At 71.4% G+C, this 14937-nt stretch carries 16 protein-coding genes; 9 read left to right on the top strand and 7 right to left on the bottom strand.

The genetic code is table 11. From position 1 onward, the window contains the following. Positions 1–17: 17 nt before the first annotated feature. Positions 18–1802: an MFS transporter gene (locus Dfulv_RS45700; protein WP_259860057.1), complete on the bottom strand. Its 1785-nt coding sequence runs from the start codon at positions 1800–1802 to the stop codon at positions 18–20. A gap of 71 nt (positions 1803–1873) precedes the next feature. Between Dfulv_RS45700 and Dfulv_RS45695 the strand changes: the two genes are divergently transcribed. Further along, entirely contained in the window at positions 1874–2722 is an 849-nt protein-coding gene (locus Dfulv_RS45695; RefSeq protein ID WP_259860056.1) for a DUF3027 domain-containing protein, read from the top strand. After that, complete coding sequence (locus Dfulv_RS45690) at positions 2709–3419, top strand: helix-turn-helix transcriptional regulator (protein WP_259860055.1); 711 nt, start codon at positions 2709–2711, stop codon at positions 3417–3419. The genes Dfulv_RS45695 and Dfulv_RS45690 overlap by 14 nt, the downstream gene beginning before the upstream one ends. Here the strand turns inward: Dfulv_RS45690 and Dfulv_RS45685 are convergent. Next, positions 3400–3801, bottom strand: a complete 402-nt coding sequence (locus tag Dfulv_RS45685; protein WP_259860054.1) for a VOC family protein — start codon at positions 3799–3801, stop codon at positions 3400–3402. The two genes, Dfulv_RS45690 and Dfulv_RS45685, sit on opposite strands and share 20 nt — an antisense overlap. A gap of 10 nt (positions 3802–3811) precedes the next feature. Continuing rightward, on the bottom strand, positions 3812–4048 hold the full coding sequence (locus Dfulv_RS45680; protein WP_259869496.1) for a DUF2530 domain-containing protein: 237 nt from the start codon (positions 4046–4048) through the stop codon (positions 3812–3814). Between the two features lie 105 nt (positions 4049–4153). Between Dfulv_RS45680 and Dfulv_RS45675 the strand changes: the two genes are divergently transcribed. The 5 genes from Dfulv_RS45675 (at position 4154) to Dfulv_RS45655 (ending at position 8269) form a co-directional block, all read left to right on the top strand. Then, the gene (locus Dfulv_RS45675; RefSeq protein ID WP_259869494.1) at positions 4154–4594 is read left to right on the top strand and encodes a MarR family winged helix-turn-helix transcriptional regulator; all 441 of its coding nucleotides are present in this window, start codon (positions 4154–4156) and stop codon (positions 4592–4594) included. Then, a complete protein-coding gene (locus tag Dfulv_RS45670; RefSeq protein WP_259860053.1) occupies positions 4591–5880 on the top strand; it encodes an MFS transporter in 1290 nt (429 codons plus the stop codon). Before Dfulv_RS45675 ends, Dfulv_RS45670 begins: the two co-directional genes overlap by 4 nt. Positions 5881–5912: 32 nt before the next feature. After that, positions 5913–6692, top strand: coding sequence for a maleylpyruvate isomerase N-terminal domain-containing protein (locus Dfulv_RS45665; RefSeq protein WP_259860052.1), 780 nt, complete (start codon positions 5913–5915; stop codon positions 6690–6692). 423 nt (positions 6693–7115) lie between these two features. Continuing rightward, a complete protein-coding gene (locus Dfulv_RS45660; RefSeq protein ID WP_259860051.1) occupies positions 7116–7646 on the top strand; it encodes a hypothetical protein in 531 nt (176 codons plus the stop codon). Next, entirely contained in the window at positions 7643–8269 is a 627-nt protein-coding gene (locus Dfulv_RS45655) for a 2'-5' RNA ligase family protein (RefSeq protein ID WP_259860050.1), read from the top strand. Before Dfulv_RS45660 ends, Dfulv_RS45655 begins: the two co-directional genes overlap by 4 nt. A gap of 30 nt (positions 8270–8299) precedes the next feature. Here Dfulv_RS45655 and Dfulv_RS45650 read toward each other — a convergent pair whose 3' ends face one another. The 4 genes from Dfulv_RS45650 to Dfulv_RS45635 all read right to left on the bottom strand — a co-directional run bounded on the left by Dfulv_RS45650 (position 8300) and on the right by Dfulv_RS45635 (position 12872). Continuing rightward, on the bottom strand, positions 8300–9286 hold the full coding sequence (locus Dfulv_RS45650) for an aldo/keto reductase (RefSeq protein ID WP_259860049.1): 987 nt from the start codon (positions 9284–9286) through the stop codon (positions 8300–8302). A 46-nt stretch (positions 9287–9332) separates the two neighbouring features. After that, the gene (gene sepH / locus Dfulv_RS45645; protein ID WP_259860048.1) at positions 9333–10418 is read right to left on the bottom strand and encodes a septation protein SepH; all 1086 of its coding nucleotides are present in this window, start codon (positions 10416–10418) and stop codon (positions 9333–9335) included. A 118-nt stretch (positions 10419–10536) separates the two neighbouring features. Further along, positions 10537–11655 (bottom strand): phosphoserine transaminase, encoded by a 1119-nt coding sequence (gene serC / locus Dfulv_RS45640; RefSeq protein ID WP_259860047.1) that lies wholly within the window; start codon positions 11653–11655, stop codon positions 10537–10539. Between the two features lie 110 nt (positions 11656–11765). Further along, positions 11766–12872 (bottom strand): citrate synthase 2, encoded by a 1107-nt coding sequence (locus Dfulv_RS45635; RefSeq protein ID WP_259860046.1) that lies wholly within the window; start codon positions 12870–12872, stop codon positions 11766–11768. A 201-nt stretch (positions 12873–13073) separates the two neighbouring features. Between Dfulv_RS45635 and pdxH the strand changes: the two genes are divergently transcribed. Further along, positions 13074–13679: a pyridoxamine 5'-phosphate oxidase gene (gene pdxH / locus Dfulv_RS45630; RefSeq protein WP_259860045.1), complete on the top strand. Its 606-nt coding sequence runs from the start codon at positions 13074–13076 to the stop codon at positions 13677–13679. After that, positions 13676–14923 (top strand): MFS transporter, encoded by a 1248-nt coding sequence (locus tag Dfulv_RS45625; RefSeq protein WP_259860044.1) that lies wholly within the window; start codon positions 13676–13678, stop codon positions 14921–14923. Before pdxH ends, Dfulv_RS45625 begins: the two co-directional genes overlap by 4 nt. Positions 14924–14937: the final 14 nt, after the last annotated feature.

The raw sequence follows: 14937 nt of genomic DNA, 5'->3' as shown, positions 1-14937 counted from the left end.
GCGCCACATGATCGATCTCAGTGGTTGTCGTCCGGCAGCCGCTTCGTCCGGTCGAGGCCCGAGGGACGGTACAGCGTGTAGCCGGGTGGCGCCGACGGCGCCACGCCTTCGTCGACGTCGACCGCGGGCATCTTGCGGGTCTCGCCCACCGGCGATCGTGTGCCGGGCGGCGGCATCTCGTCGGAGAGGCGGCGGGTGCGCCGCCAACCGAACCGCCGTTGCCTCTCGCCCGTCGGCTGCGTCGGCATCTTCCGCGTCTCCGCGTCGGGCGCCGCCATCCGCCGGGTGGCCGCATCGCCGCCGGCCGGGCGCGGCACCGTCGTCGCGTCGGAGTCCGGGTTCCGGGTGGTGCGTGGCGGTGTGGTGCTCGGCGGTGCGCCGGGGGCTGTTCCGCCGGCCGGGGTGGCCGCGGTCGTCTCGTCGGAATCCTGCGCGGCGCCGGCCTCCTCCGCCGGGGCGCCGTGGAGGCGCTCCCCGCGCAGGGCGACCGCCGAATACAGGGCCCGGACCGCGCCCAGCGTGACGAACGCGGCCGCGACGATCATGCCCCACTGGCCGTTGAACGGGATGAGGCCGACCGCGCCGCCGAGCACCCACGCCACCATGAGCAGCGTCTCGGAGTGCGCGAACGCACTGGCCCGGACCTGCTCGTCGACGCGCTCCTGGATGGAGGCGTCGACGGCGAGCTTCGCCAGGCCGCTCGCGATCGCGGTGAGCAGGCACAGCAGGGCGACGGCGCCGAGGGAGTTGCGGTCGGCGGCGATGATCGCGACGAACGCGACGAGCACGATCCCGATCGCCTGCAGCAGCGCCGGCCGGTGGATGCGCAGGCGGGTGCCGATGGCTGTGGCCAGGAAGGAACCGACGCCCAGCGCGCCGGCCACGACCACGACCGCCGCCTGGTCGGACAGCTCCCAGGAGGCGAGGCGGACCGGCAGCGTCCCCTCTTTGATGGCGAACGCCAGGAACAGGGTCAGAAAACCGTAGAGCGCGCGCAGGGTGGCGCTGCCGAGCAGCGCGGCGACGACCACCCTGCCGGACAGGACCTTGGGCCCGCGGTACCCCGGACGGCGCAGGATGCTCGGCATCGTCTCCGGCGGGTCGGAGTCGGCGCGCGGCGGCAGCCGGAGCGCGGTGACCATGCCGTAGAAGAACACGATCATCGACAGTCGCAGCGGCCACTCCGGACCGAAGTGGCCGGCCAGCAGGCCGACGGGCAGCACGATCGCGCCCGCGAACGTGCCGAAGACCGACGCCCGGGCACCGGCTTCGGACAGCCCGAGGCCGGCCGGCAGGACCCGCGGCACGGCCGCGCTGCGGGCCACGCCGTATGCCCTGGACAGGACCAGCATGCCGAAGGCCGCCGGATAGAGCGCCCAGCCGGCGAGGTGCTCGGAGATCAGGAACGCCAGGAACGCCCGGCCGAGCATCGTGGTGGCCAGCGCGTATCGGCGGCCGTGGCGGAACCGGTCGAGGATGGGGCCCACCACCGGTGCCAGCAGCGCGAACGGCAGCATGGTCACGATGAGGTAGAGCGCGACGCGGTCCCGCGCCTCACCGGCCGGCACCGAGAAGAAGATGGTGCCGGCGAGGCCCAGCGCGACGAGCGTGTCGCCCGCGCACGACGCCGCGTGCAGGTCGAGCAGGCGCAGCATGCCGGTGCCGCCGCCGGCACCTCGCTCGCGGACACGCAGCAGGTTGCGGCCGAGGAAACGGCCGGCCCTGGTGGTGCCGACCGTGGCGACCCGCGCCGCGCGCACGGTGGTCACCACGGTCTGCGCGACGCCTCGAATCACCGACATGCACACCATCCTGAACCATGGGCGCGACAACTTGCGGCACGCCGGGGCCGCCGTGCTCAACGGGCGTGGCGATGAGGAAGAATGGAGAGGTGACTGCCTCGACTGCCTCTACCCGCGGAAGCCGCGCCGCAAAGCCCGACCAGGTCTGCGCGGACGCCGTTGAGGTCGCCCTGCAGGGCCTCGACGTGGTCGATCCCGACCACGTCGGCCAGCACCTCGGCGTCGCCGCGGAAGGGGACCGGCTGGTCACGCACTTCTTCGAGTGCGGCCTGCCCGGTTACCGCGGCTGGCGGTGGGCGGTCACGGTCACCCGCATTGCCCGCAGCAGGCAGGTGACGATCTGCGAGTCGACGCTGCTGCCCGGCCCCGACGCCCTGCGCGCGCCCGAGTGGGTGCCCTGGCAGGAGCGGCTCCAGCCGGGTGACCTGGGCGTCGGCGACCTGCTGCCGACACCGCCCGACGACCCGCGGCTCGTGCCGGGCTACGTGCGGTCCGACGACCCGGCGGTCGAGGAGGTCAACTGGGAGCTGGGCCTCGGCCGGGTCCGGGTGATGTCGCGGGAAGGCCGGCTCGACGCGGCCCAGCGCTGGTATGACGGCGACCGCGGCCCCAACGCGCCCATCTCGGTCGCCGCGCCGGCCTCGGCCCGCTGTGCCTCCTGCGGGTTCTTCCTCCAGCTCGCCGGCTCGTTGCGGCAGGCGTTCGGGGTGTGCGGCAACGAGTTCGCCCCCGACGACGCGCAGGTGGTGTCCGCCGACCACGGCTGCGGCGCCCACTCCGAGGTGCTGGTCGAGCAGGTCCAGGCGGTCGACGAGCTGCCCACCGTGTTCGACGACAGCGAGGTCGAGTCGGTGTCGGTGAGCCGCGCGCCGGGTTCGGTCGACGAGACCGGGCCCGCCGAGCCCTATGGTCACGGCTGAGTCCGACTACACCGAGCGGCGCTCCCGCATCCCGGGCGCCGTCGTCTGGTCACGTCACATCCGCGAGGACGGCGCCGGCCGCATCCTGCCCGACGGCTGCATGGACGTCATCCACTGCGCCGGTGAGCTGCTCGTCGCGGGTCCTGACACGACCGCACACCTCGCCTGGAGCCCCGCGGGGCGGCGCTTCACGGCGATCCGGTTCGCACCCGGCACCGCGCCGGGGATTCTCGGCGTCCCGGCCGATGCGTTGCGCGATCAGCGCGTACCACTTGAGGCGTTCTGGCCTTTGCGACGGGTCCGTCGGCTCACCGGGATGCTCGACGAGGCGCCCGACCGGGCGGCCGTGCTCGAGGCGGCCCTGATCGGCGAGGTCCGGCCGCCCGAGCCGTGGGTGGGCGCCGCCGTCGCCCGGCTGCGGACCGGTGCCTCGGTGGCCGCGGTCGCCACCGAGGTCGGCCTCAGCGAGCGGCAGCTGCACCGTCGCTGCCTGTTCCATTTCGGGTACGGGCTGAAGACGCTCTTCCGCATCCTCCGCGTCAACGACGCACTCGACCTGGCCCGCGGCGGGATGGCGTTCGGTGAGGTGGCGACCGTCGCCGGCTACGCCGACCAGGCCCACCTCTCGCGTGAGGTGAAGGCGCTGGCCGGCGCGCCGCTCACGGCAGTGCTGGGCCTTACGGCTTCGGCGGGTTGACGGCGTAGAGGTCGACGCCGTTGCCGTCGGGGTCGTGCACGACGGCGTAGCGCTGGCCCCAGAACGCGTCCCACGGCGCCAGCTCGCTGTCGTAGCCCGCCTTGACCAGCTCGTCGTGCAGCCGGTCGACCTCCTCGGGCGAGTCGCACTCGAAGGCGAGCTCGATCCGGCCGGCGCCCGGCACGGCGGACCAATCGGGGTGGAAGGAACGGATGGTCTCCTCGGTGTCCCAGGTCACCTTCATGCCGCCGGGGAGCACGTGCTCGACATGCGGACTGCCGTTCTCGCTCTCCGACACGTCGAGGCCGAGCTGTCGATAGAAGGCGAGCGATCTACCCATGTCGGCGACGACGATGCCGACCACGTTGAGTTTCAGTGCCATGCGGCTCACGCTATGGGGCGGTCTGGCGCTCCGTCTTGAACGAATCGGACGCCTTCGCGCGGCGCCGGCGGCGGTTCCGGTCGTGGACGATCATGGTGAGCAGGCCCGGGATGCCCCACAGCGCGCCGGCGACCGTGATGCCGAACCAGCTGCCGTGGCCGGCGTCGGCAAGCTCGTCGCGGAACGGCAGCATGATCAGCCCGGCGACGATCCACAGAGCGATGCCCGCCAGTGCGAACGGCACCATCGGCGGGTCGAGTGGCTTCGGCGGCGTGGTCACGCACCCACGGTACTCCCCGTGATCACCGACACAGGTCGTTAGCCATGCTCATTAGGTATGCTAACGAATGTGATGGTCCGTGTTCCCAAGATCGCAGGTGCCCAGCTCGCGGCGGCGCTCCGGGACAGCATCACCCGCCTCAACCGGCGACTGCGCCAGGCCCGCCCGCTCGGGGATCTCACGATCACCCAGCTTTCCGCCCTGACCAGCCTCGAGTTGCACGGCGCGCTCACGCCGCGCGAGCTCGCCGAGATCGAGCGTGTGCAGCCGCCCACGCTCACCAAGATCGTGGCTAAGCTCGAGGAGCGCGGCCTCGTGCAGCGCACCCCACACCCGACCGACGGCCGCCAGGTCATCCTGGCCGCCACCGAGACGGGTCGCGCCGTGGTCGTGGAGCACCGCCGTGCCCGCGACGAGTGGCTGGCCAAGCAGCTCATGGCGCTCACCCCCGAGGAGCGGTCCGTCCTGGCGCAGGCGGCCGAGATCCTCGGGCGGATCGGTCGCAACGCATGAGCGGCACTACTTTCGGCTCTCTGAAAGTCCGCAACTACCGTCTGTTCACCACCGGCCAGCTGATCAAACTGCTCGGCACGTGGATGCTCTTCACCGCGCAGGACTGGCTGGTCCTGCAGCTGTCCGACAACTCGGCCTCCGCGCTGGGCATCGTGACGGCGCTGCAGTTCACGCCGGTGCTGCTGCTGACGTTGTACGGGGGGCAGCTCGCCGACCGGTACGACAAGCGTCACCTGCTGTTGATCGCCAACGCCGCCGCGGCCCTGGTCGCGACCCTGCTCGGCGTGCTGGTCGTCGCCGGCGTGGTCAACCTCTGGTGGGTCTTCGTCACGGCCGGCCTGTTCGGCGCGATCAGCGCGATCGAGACGCCGGTGCGGCAGGCGTTCGTCTCCGAGCTCGTCAACAAGGAGCTGCTGCCCAACGCGCTGTCGCTGTCGTCCGCGACGTTCAACACCGCGCGCGTGGTGGGCCCGGCCGTCGCAGGAATGATCATCGCACTCCTCGGCGACCGCACCGGGCCGATCTTCTTGCTGACCGCGGCGCTGAGCATCGCACCGCTGGTGTCGCTGATCCGCATGCGCACCGCCGAGCTGTTCCGGGCCGAGCAGCGGACGATCGCCGCGCGTGACGCCCGGACGATCGACGGCCTGCGGTACGTCCGGCGCCGTCCCGACCTCAGCCTGGTCATCGTCCTGGTGCTGGTCATCGGGCTGTTCGGCTTCAACTTCCAGCTCACCCTCGCCGTGCTGGCGCGGGTCGAGTTCAAGGTCGACGCGCAATACTTCGGCCTGCTCACCACGGCGATCGCCATCGGCGCCCTCGGCGGCGCGCTGGCCAGCTCGCGGCGCCTTGCGCGCCCGTCGATCTGGCTGGTGCTCACCGCGGCACTGCTCTTCAGCGGTTTCGAGACCCTCGTCGGCTTCGCGCCGTCCTTCCCCCTGGCGGTCCTGCTCCTGCTGCCGACCGGGTTCTTCATGGTGTACTTCGCACAGGCCGCCAACCAGCGTGTCCAACTCGGGACCGACGCCGCCTTCCGAGGCCGTGTCATGGCGCTGTACGTCCTGGTCTTCCTCGGCAGCACACCGCTCGGGTCGCTGATCATCGGCTGGTGCGCGGAGCACTACGGCCCCCGCTCCGGCATCTGGGTCGGCGGCGCGGTGTCCGTGCTCGCGACGCTGATCGTGACCGTGTTGCAGCTGCGCAAGGCCGGCGGCAAGGTCCGGGTCCACCTGCGCCCCCGCCCGCACGTCCACGTGGACACCCCCGTGCTGGAGCCGGCGCGCTGAAAATGTCGTACCCCTGTGGTTGAGTCGCGGGTATGGAACGTTCAGGTTGGCTGAAATGTCTCGCCGACGACTACCAGCGGTTGCGTTCTGTCGCCGCGACAGACCTCACCGCCCAGGTCCCGAGCTGTCCGGACTGGACGGCGGCCGACCTGGTCCGGCACGTCGGCGCGGTATATCTGCACAAGGCGACGGCGATCCGGCAGGGTGACCTACCGGACCCGTGGCCACCCGCCGGCCTGGAGTCCGAGGAGCCGATCGCCCTGCTCGACCGGGCATATGGTGAGCTGACGGACCAGATCGCCCGGCACGGCGACAACGAGCCCGTGTGGACCTGGCACGAGCCCGACCAGACGGTGCGCTTCTGGATCCGCCGCATGGCTCAGGAGACCGTCATCCACCGCATCGACGCCGAGCTCGCCCTCGGCGCGCCGGTCGCCCCGATCCCCGACGACCTGGCGGCGGACGGCATCGACGAGGTGCTCAAGCTGTTCGTCGGCTACGGCTCGCACGCCTGGCGCGAGAAGTTCGAGGCCGACCTCACCTCCGCCAAAGGCCGCACGGTCGCCGTCGAGCTGGACGGCGGCCCCGCCTGGCTGGTCCGCACCGACCCCGACGGCGTCACGGTCACCGGCCCTTCCTCGACCACGTCCTCCGCCGACGCCACGGCGAGTGGCTACCCGGCGACCGTGTTGCGGTGGCTCTGGGCACGAGAGTCTGCCCCGACGGCCGATGCGCAGTCTCCGGTCCGGGTGGATGGTGACGAGGAGGCGTTGGCAGAACTCCGCCGCCTGCTGGCCACCGCGACCCAGTAGCCGCCGGACGCTCTGTCGCGTTGAACCGGGTAGCGGGGCTGGGTCGGCGGCGGCGAGGGGGCACCGCCGACCGAGCTCCGCTATCCCCGTATCCCTCTCGTGCCCGTCTCGGCACGCCTTCTGCCGTTTCCTGCTGTTTCGTCTGTTTCATTCAGTCGCGGTGCGGCTTCGCGTGCGGTCCGTGATTCGGCCGGCTATTCGCTGCTCACGCGGGTCGGCGCCAGCTCCGTTGTGTGATTGCGCCCGTTGGTCGGCGCGCTCCCTGTTCCGTCTGTCTTCGTCGGGGCGTTCCGGTGGCCCCCGCCGTGCCACCCGCATCCGGTGGTGCCGGTCCGCTGCCTCCACTCGTGTGGCAGGGGGTGGGATGTCTCGGTTCTGGCAAATTGGTAGCGATCGCTGTCGGTGCGGGCTTAGCCTCGTACCGTGGGCGTGCTGCACGGCCTGCTGGTCGCCGGCGCCATAGGGCTCATCGCCGTGGCGCCGTGCCTGGTCTGCCTGCTGCTGATTTCCGCCGACGAGATTTTCGAACGAGTCTGGCGTGGTGTTCGGCGGGTCGTCCGGCGGCGTCGCCGTGATCATTCTGCGCTCTGTGGGTGGTGGACCGAGACCCGCCTCGGGCGCCGCTGGCAGCTCAGCCGCCTCGGACGCAGCATCCGCGAAGCCACCGCCGGGAAGCGGCCCGCTCCCGCCTGCCCGCCGATCGAGCAGGTGGCGGGAGACCTTCGCCGGCTCAACCGACTTCGGGGCGGGATCGCTCTGCGGTCGCCGGTATGGTTCAACGCCGTCCAGCGGGCATATGACGAAGGGCTGCGGGTCGCCTGCCGCCAGCTCGGCGTCGAAGAGTACCTCGACGAGCTGGCCGGGGCCGACCTCGAACTCGAGCGGATGCGGCTGGAGGGCGAGTTGGAGCGCGCGGGGCTGGTGCTGCGGGACGCGGGGGCGCAGCAGCGTTGAGGCTGTTCATCGCGGCGTACCCGCCGGCGGATGTCCGTGAGCACTTCGGGGACCTGGTTGCCCGGCTGGCGGTCGCGCGCCCCATGCCGCCGGGGCGCTCCACCAGGTTGGCCACCCCGGACCGCTGGCACCTGACGCTCGCGTTCCTCGGCGACCTGACAGAGGGGCAGGCGGACGGCGCCGCCGACGCGCTGCGCGACCTGCGGGTGAGCCCGCCCACGGTGCGGATCACCGGCGGGAGCCGCTTCGGCCGGGGCCGGTTCACGATCATGGTCGCCGACGTCAAGAAAGCGGCGACAGGGCGCAGGGACGAGGACACGGCTGCGGAGCGCAGGGACGAGGGAGTGGCTGCGGAAAGCAGGGAGCTGGCCGGCCTTGCTGACGCCGTCCGAAAGGCCCTGCGGCGGCGACGGGTGCCGTTCGATCACAAGCCCTTCCGGCCGCACATCACGATCGCCCGACCCGGGGACCGGCTGCCCGCCGCCGAGCTCGCCGCCGACCTGTCGGTCCTCGACGCGTACGAAGGGCCACTGTGGACGGTCGACGAGGTGCGGCTGGTGCGCAGTTTCATGGGGCCGAGACCCGAGTACGAGCCGATCACGACGGTGGCGCTGACCCCGTGAAGGGCAGCGCCACCGGACGACGTCGCGGAACTACCAGGCCCAGGCCTCGGGTCCCGGGCCGCCATTGCCGACGGGCGGGAACAGCTCGTCGAGTCGCTGCAGGGTCGCCTCGTCGAGCTGCAGTTCGAGCGCGCCGAGCGTGTTGTCGAGTTGCTCGCTCGTCCGGGGACCGATGATCGGCGCCGTCACGCCCTCCTGCGCGAGCAGCCAGGCCAGCGCGAGGTTCGCCGGGTCGGTGCCCAGCTCGGCGGCGAGCTTCTCGAACGCCTCGATCGACGACCGGTGCTTTTCCAGGTCCTCGGCCGCGCGCCCCTCGGCGGTGCGGCCCGCCGCACCCGACGCCAGCTTGGCGAGGGCCCCGCTGAGCAGGCCGCCGTGCAGCGGTGACCAGGGGATGACCCCGATGCCGTACCGGCGGGCCGCCGGCAGCACCTCCAGCTCGACCGTGCGGGCCATCAGGTTGTAGAGGCACTGCTCGGCGACCAGGCCCAGGAAGTTGCGCCGGTTCGCCGACTCCTGGGCGGCGGCGATGTGCCATCCGGCGAAGTTGGAGCTCCCGACGTACAACACCTTGCCCTGCGTGACGAGGACCTCCATCGCCTGCCAGATCTCCTCCCAGGGCGTGGTCCGGGAGATGTGGTGCATCTGGTACAGGTCGATGTAGTCGGTCTGCAGTCGCTTGAGGGAGGCGTTGGCCTCGGCGATGATGTGGCGCGCGGAGAGGCCCTGGCCGTTCGGCCACTCCTGCATTTTGCCGTAGACCTTGGTCGCGAGGACGACCTTCTCGCGGCGGCCTCCGCCCTGGGCGAGCCAGCGGCCGATGATCTGCTCGGTGACGCCTTCGCCGAGCTTCCAGCCGTACACGTTTGCGGTGTCGAAGAAGTTGATGCCGTGATCCAGTGCGCGATCCATGATCGCGAAGCTGTCCGGCTCGGTCGTCTTCGGCCCGAAGTTCATGGTCCCGAGACACAGACGGCTGACCGACAGGCCGGTCCGCCCGAGATTCGTGTACTCCATGACTGCCAACCTATCGCGCGATTTTGAACCGCACGGGGCGGCAAGGTCAGCTGGTCTCGCGCGCGGCCGGTGCGCCGCCGAACAGGACGTCGTCCCAGCTGGGCAGGCGCTTGCGGGGCTTCTCCGACGTGGCCGACGGCTGCTCCACCGCGGCGGCGGCCGAGGTCGTGTTGCGGCGCGGACGCAGGACGGCCAGCGACGGCACCGCCGGGACCTCCTTGCTCTGGTCGCTGTCGTCGTCGAACGGCGAGCGGCCGATCAGCGCGGCGGCACCCCGGGCCCGGTTCTCACCCTGGACCGGCGGCGGCGTCACCGCGGGCGCCTCGTCGGACGCGTTGCGGCCCAGCGGGCGGTCGAGCGACGCCAGCAGCGCGTCACGGCCGGCCCGGATCGGGTCGTTGCCCAGCGTGCGGCCGCCGGGACGGCGCTCCGGCGCGGCCGGGCGCATCGGCTCGTGACCGCCGGTGCGGACGGCGTCGGGGCGCAGGCCCAGGTCGCCGCGGCTGCTCTCGCCGCGGGCCGGCAGCGTGCGCTCCGGTGCTGGCGGCTCCTGGCCGAGGATGTGCGGCGCCCGCTCGGTGCAGAGGTATTGCGCCATGTCGTCGTGCGGCGCGACGAGCTGGCGGGCCTTGTCGAGCTCCCACACCGCCTGGGCGGTCGCCTTGCCGCTCGGCCACGTCGCGGTGATCCGCCAGGTGCCGTCCTCGCGCCGGTACGCATCCCAGGAGATCTTCTCGGTGTCGATGCCGTGCTGGCCCAGCCGCGTGTCGACGACCTCGGCGAGCGACGCGCCCTTCTCGGACGTCTTCAGCCGGGTGCGCCGCGCGTGCTGGGCGAGCATCGCGCGCTCCTGGAGGACCGGCCCGGCATACCGCAGGACGCGGTCGACCGGCACGCCGGCGACCCGCGCGACCTCCTCGGCCGATTCGCCGGAGCGGATGCGGGCCTGGATGTCGCGCGGGGCGAGCTGCGAGGAGCCGGTCTCGATCGGGCTCGTCGGATGGCTGTGGTCGGGGCGTAGAGCGCTCTGGACACGCTCGTCGATAGGCAGGGCAAGCAGCCGCCCCACCTCGTCGGCCAGGACAAACGCCTGACCGTCCTCCGAGAGGGCGACGAATCGCACAGGCCGCATAGCGTGCCTCCGTCCCACCCGCTAGCAGGCAATTTCACTCAGCGCCTATCGGCCACAGTACGGCAACCCTAGCTGGAAGAAAGCGCGCCGCGCCGAGAGAAACGGGAAACGGCGCAGATCAGAGGCGCTCGATGACGTAGTCGATGCAGACCGTGAGCGCCTCGACGTCGGCCGGGTCGATGCCCGGGAACATCGCCACGCGGAGCTGGTTGCGGCCCAGCTTGCGGTACGGCTCCGTGTCGACGATCCCGTTGGCCCGCAACGCCTTGGCGATCGCGGTCGCGTCGACCGAGTCGGCGAAGTCGATCGTGCCGATGACGTTCGAGCGGACCGCGGGATCGGCGACGAACGGCGTCGCGACCGGCGAGCGCTCGGCCCACCCGTACAGGATCGAGGCCGACTCGGCGCTGCGCTTGGCCGCGAACGACAGGCCGCCCCCGGCGAGCATCCAGTCGACCTGCTCGGCGGCGAGGAAGATCGTCGCCAGCGCCGGCGTGTTGTAGGTCTGCTCCAGCCGGGAGTTGTCGATCGCGGTCCGCAGGTCGAAGAAGTCCGGGATGTAGCGGCCCGACTCCTTGATCTCGGCGGCACGCGCGATCGCGGCCGGCGACATGAGCGCGATCCACAGCCCGCCGTCGGAGCCGAACGCCTTCTGCGGCGCGAAGTAGTACACGTCGGTCTGGCTGACGTCCACGTCGAGGCCGCCGGCGCCCGAGGTCGCGTCGGTGAGGTGCAGGGCGCCTTCGTCCGTGCCGTCCAGCCGCTTCACCGGCACCGCGACGCCCGTCGAGGTCTCGTTGTGCGGGGTGCAGTACGTGTCGACGCCCTCTTCGGCGCGCAGGAAGGCGCCGGTGCCGGGCTCGGCCTTGACGACGGTCGGCTCACCGAGGAACGGGGCCTTCTTCGCCGCCGAGGCGAACTTCGCGCCGAACTCGCCGAAGCTGGCGAACTGCGCGCGGTCGCGGATCAGGCCGAAGACCGCGATCTCCCAGAACGCGGTGCTCCCGCCGTTGCCCAGGACGACCTCGTAGCCCTCGGGCAGGCTGAAGAGGTCCGCGAGGCCGCGCCGCAGCCGGGCCACCTGGTCGCGCACCGTCTTCTGCCGGTGGCTGGTGCCCAGGTAGGTGGTGGCGACGCCGGCGAGTGCCTGCACCGCCTCGGGCCGGACCTTGCTCGGGCCGGCGCCGAAACGGCCGTCGGCGGGCTTGAGCTCGTCAGGAATGCGGATGTCGGCCATGTCGGTACTCCGGGGTGCGGCGGGCGGGCGGGTACCTCGCGGATCCTGCCATCCGCGCCGCCGGCACCCCGGTGAAATTTACGCTCAGGGCGACGAGCGTCACACCCGAATCACGCGTCGTGCGGGATCTGGTCCCAGCCCTCGACGTCCTGCGGCTTGCGGGGGCCCGGGCCGACGTACTTCGCCGACGGGCGGACCAGCCGGCCCAGCTCCTTCTGCTCCAGGATGTGGGCGCTCCACCCGGCCACGCGGGCGCAGGTGAACATCGACGTGAACATGTGCGCCGGCACCTCGGCGAAGTCGAGCACGACCGCCGACCAGAACTCGACGTTGGTGGCGAGCACCCGGTCGGGGCGACGGGCGTGCAGCTCCTCGAGGGCCGCCTTCTCCAGGGCCTCGGCGACCTCGAAGCGCGGCGCGCCGAGCTCCTTCGCGGTGCGGCGCAGGACGCGGGCGCGCGGGTCCTCGGCGCGATAGACCCGGTGGCCGAAGCCCATCAGGCGCTCGCCGCGGTCGAGGACGTTCTTCACGTATCCCTCGGCGTCACCGCTGCGCTCGACGGCCTCGATCATGCCGAGGACACGCGACGGCGCACCGCCGTGCAGCGGGCCGGACAGGGCGCCGATCCCGGAGGAGATGCAGGCGGCCGCGTCGGCGCCGGTGGAGGCGACCACGCGGGTGGTGAAGGTGGAGGCGTTCATGCCGTGCTCGGCGGCGGAGATGAAGTACGCGTCGACGGCCTTCACGTGCCGCGGGTCGGGCTCGCCCCGCCAGCGGCGCATGAACCGCTCGACGATGGTCGACGCCTTGTCGATCTCCTTCTGCGGCACGGCGGGGAGGCCGAGGCCGCGGGCGGCCTGGGCGACGAACGACAGGGCGGTGACGCTGACCCGGGCGAGGTCCTCGCGGGCCTGCGGGGTCTCGATGTCGAGAAGCTGGCCGAGTCCCCAGTAGGGGGCCAGCATGGCTACGGCGGACTGCACGTCGACCCGGATGTCACCGGAGTGCACCGGCACCGGGAACGGCTCCGCGGGCGGCAGGCCCGGGCCGAACTTCCCGTCGACCAGCAGCGCCCAAACATTGCCGAACGACACCTGACCGATGAGATCCTCGATGTCGACGCCGCGATAGCGCAGCGCGCCGCCTTCCTTGTCGGGCTCCGCAATCTCGGATTCGAAGGCGATGACACCCTCGAGTCCCGGCTTGAAATCGGACATCACACACTCCTGTGGGTCGGGGTGTCGAACCTTTTTGTTACCCGCCGGTCTTCTCTCTGACATCTTGACCCCGGCGCGTTGCCGTTGCCGACTGAACGGGGCCTCAGATGTGTCATGCGTGACACATCTTCACGCATATGACATCGGCGGAGGAAGGATGTGGGCGTGAGACCCAGCACATCACCGCAAGATTTGTCGCGGATGCGTACGGAGTACGCGGGCGAACTCACCGAGGACTCCCTTGCCGACGACTGGCTCTCGCAGTTCGCCACCTGGTTCGCCGACGCCGTCGAGTCGGACGTTCCCGAGCCCAACGCGATGCTCCTCGCCACGGCCTCCGCCGACGGGCGCCCGTCCGCCCGCACCGTGCTGCTCAAGGGGTACGACCAGCGCGGATTCACGTTCTTCACGAACTACGAGTCGCGCAAGGGCGACGACCTCGCGGGCAACCCCAGGGCGTCGCTCGTCTTCCCGTGGTACGCCCTCCATCGGCAGGTCATCGTCCTCGGCACCGTCGAGAAGGTCGCGCGCGAGGAGACCGAGGAGTACTTCGCCAAGCGTCCCCGGAGCGCGCAGCTGGGCGCCTGGGCCAGCCCGCAGTCGAGCGTGCTGCGGTCCCGTGAGGAACTGGAACGGCGGTTCGCGGACGCCGAGCGGCGGTTCGGCGACGGCGTGATCGAGCCGCCGCCGCACTGGGGCGGATACCGGGTCACGCCCGAAGAGGTCGAGTTCTGGCAGGGCCGCCCCAGCCGCCTGCACGACCGCTTGCGCTTCACCCGGCACGGTGTCGAGAGACTCGCACCGTGACGGTCACGTCGGACAAGCCGACCAGCTGGATCCGTAAGCACGCCATCGACATCCGCCCCCTGCGTCACGCCGCGTACCGCCGCGTCTTCATCGGCAACGCCGTCTCCTTCTTCGGCGTGCAGTTCACGGCGGTGGCCGTCCCGGTGCAGATCTACGACCTCACCAGGTCCGCCTTCTGGGTCGGCGTCTCCAGCTTCGTCGGGCTGATCCCGCTGATCCTGTTCTCCCTCTGGGGCGGGGCGATCGCCGACGCGTTCGACCGGCGCAAGGTGCTGCTCCTGAGCTCGACGCTGATGTGGGTGACGACGCTCGGCCTGTTCGCGCAGGCGCTGCTGCACCTGGAGAACGCCTGGCTGATGCTCGTGCTGGTCGCCGCGCAATCGGCGGGCTTCGGGATCAACAGTCCGGTCCGGCAGGCGATCATCCCCGCGTTGATCGACAAGAACGAGGTCGCCGCGGCCCAGACACTGGGCTTCACGGTGTCGAACATCGCCGCGATCGGTGGACCGGTCGGCGCCGGTGTTGTCATCGCCGCGTTCGACGTCTCCGCCGCGTACGCGATCGACGCCGTGCTCTTCACCGTCGTACTGTGGGCGGCGCTGCGGCTGCCGAGCGTCCCGCCGGGCGGCACGAAGGCGACCGGCGGCTTGCGCGACGTCCGCGACGGCCTGCGGTTCCTGGCCGGCTCGAAGATCATCCTGCTGACGTTCGCGATCGACATCGCCGCGATGGTGCTGGCGATGCCGAAGGCCCTGTTCCCGGTCGTGGCCGACGAGCGCTTCGGTGCGGCGTCGCTCGGCTGGCTGTACGCCTCGATCGCCATCGGCGCGGCGCTCGCCGGGCTGACGTCGGGCTGGATCGGGCGCGTGCACCGGCAGGGGATCGCGCTGGTGCTCGCGGTGGTGGGCTGGGGCCTCGCGGTCGCGGCGGCCGGCGCGGTGCCGTGGTTGTGGGCGTGCGTAGCTCTCATGGCCGTCGCGGGCGCGGCGGACATGGTGAGCGGTGTGTACCGGCAGACGGTGCTCCTCAGCGCTCCGGACGAGATGCGGGGGCGGCTCCAGGGCGTCTTCTTCGCCGTGGTCGCCGGAGGTCCACGTCTGGGTGACCTTCGGGCGGGTTCCGTCGCCGATGTGACCGACGCCACCTTCTCGTGGGTCAGCGGCGGCATCGCCGCGGCGGTGGTCGCGGTCGTTCTCGCGATGACATTCCCTGTCCTCCTCCGCTACACCGACCGGTCACACTGACGATATTGTCGCGG

The sequence above is a fragment of the Dactylosporangium fulvum genome (assembly GCF_025137375.1).
GTDB classification, from domain to species: Bacteria; Actinomycetota; Actinomycetes; order Mycobacteriales; family Micromonosporaceae; genus Dactylosporangium; species Dactylosporangium fulvum.
The sequence above is the reverse complement of the archived record's forward strand: the minus strand, read 5'-3'. Positions and strand labels throughout refer to the sequence as shown.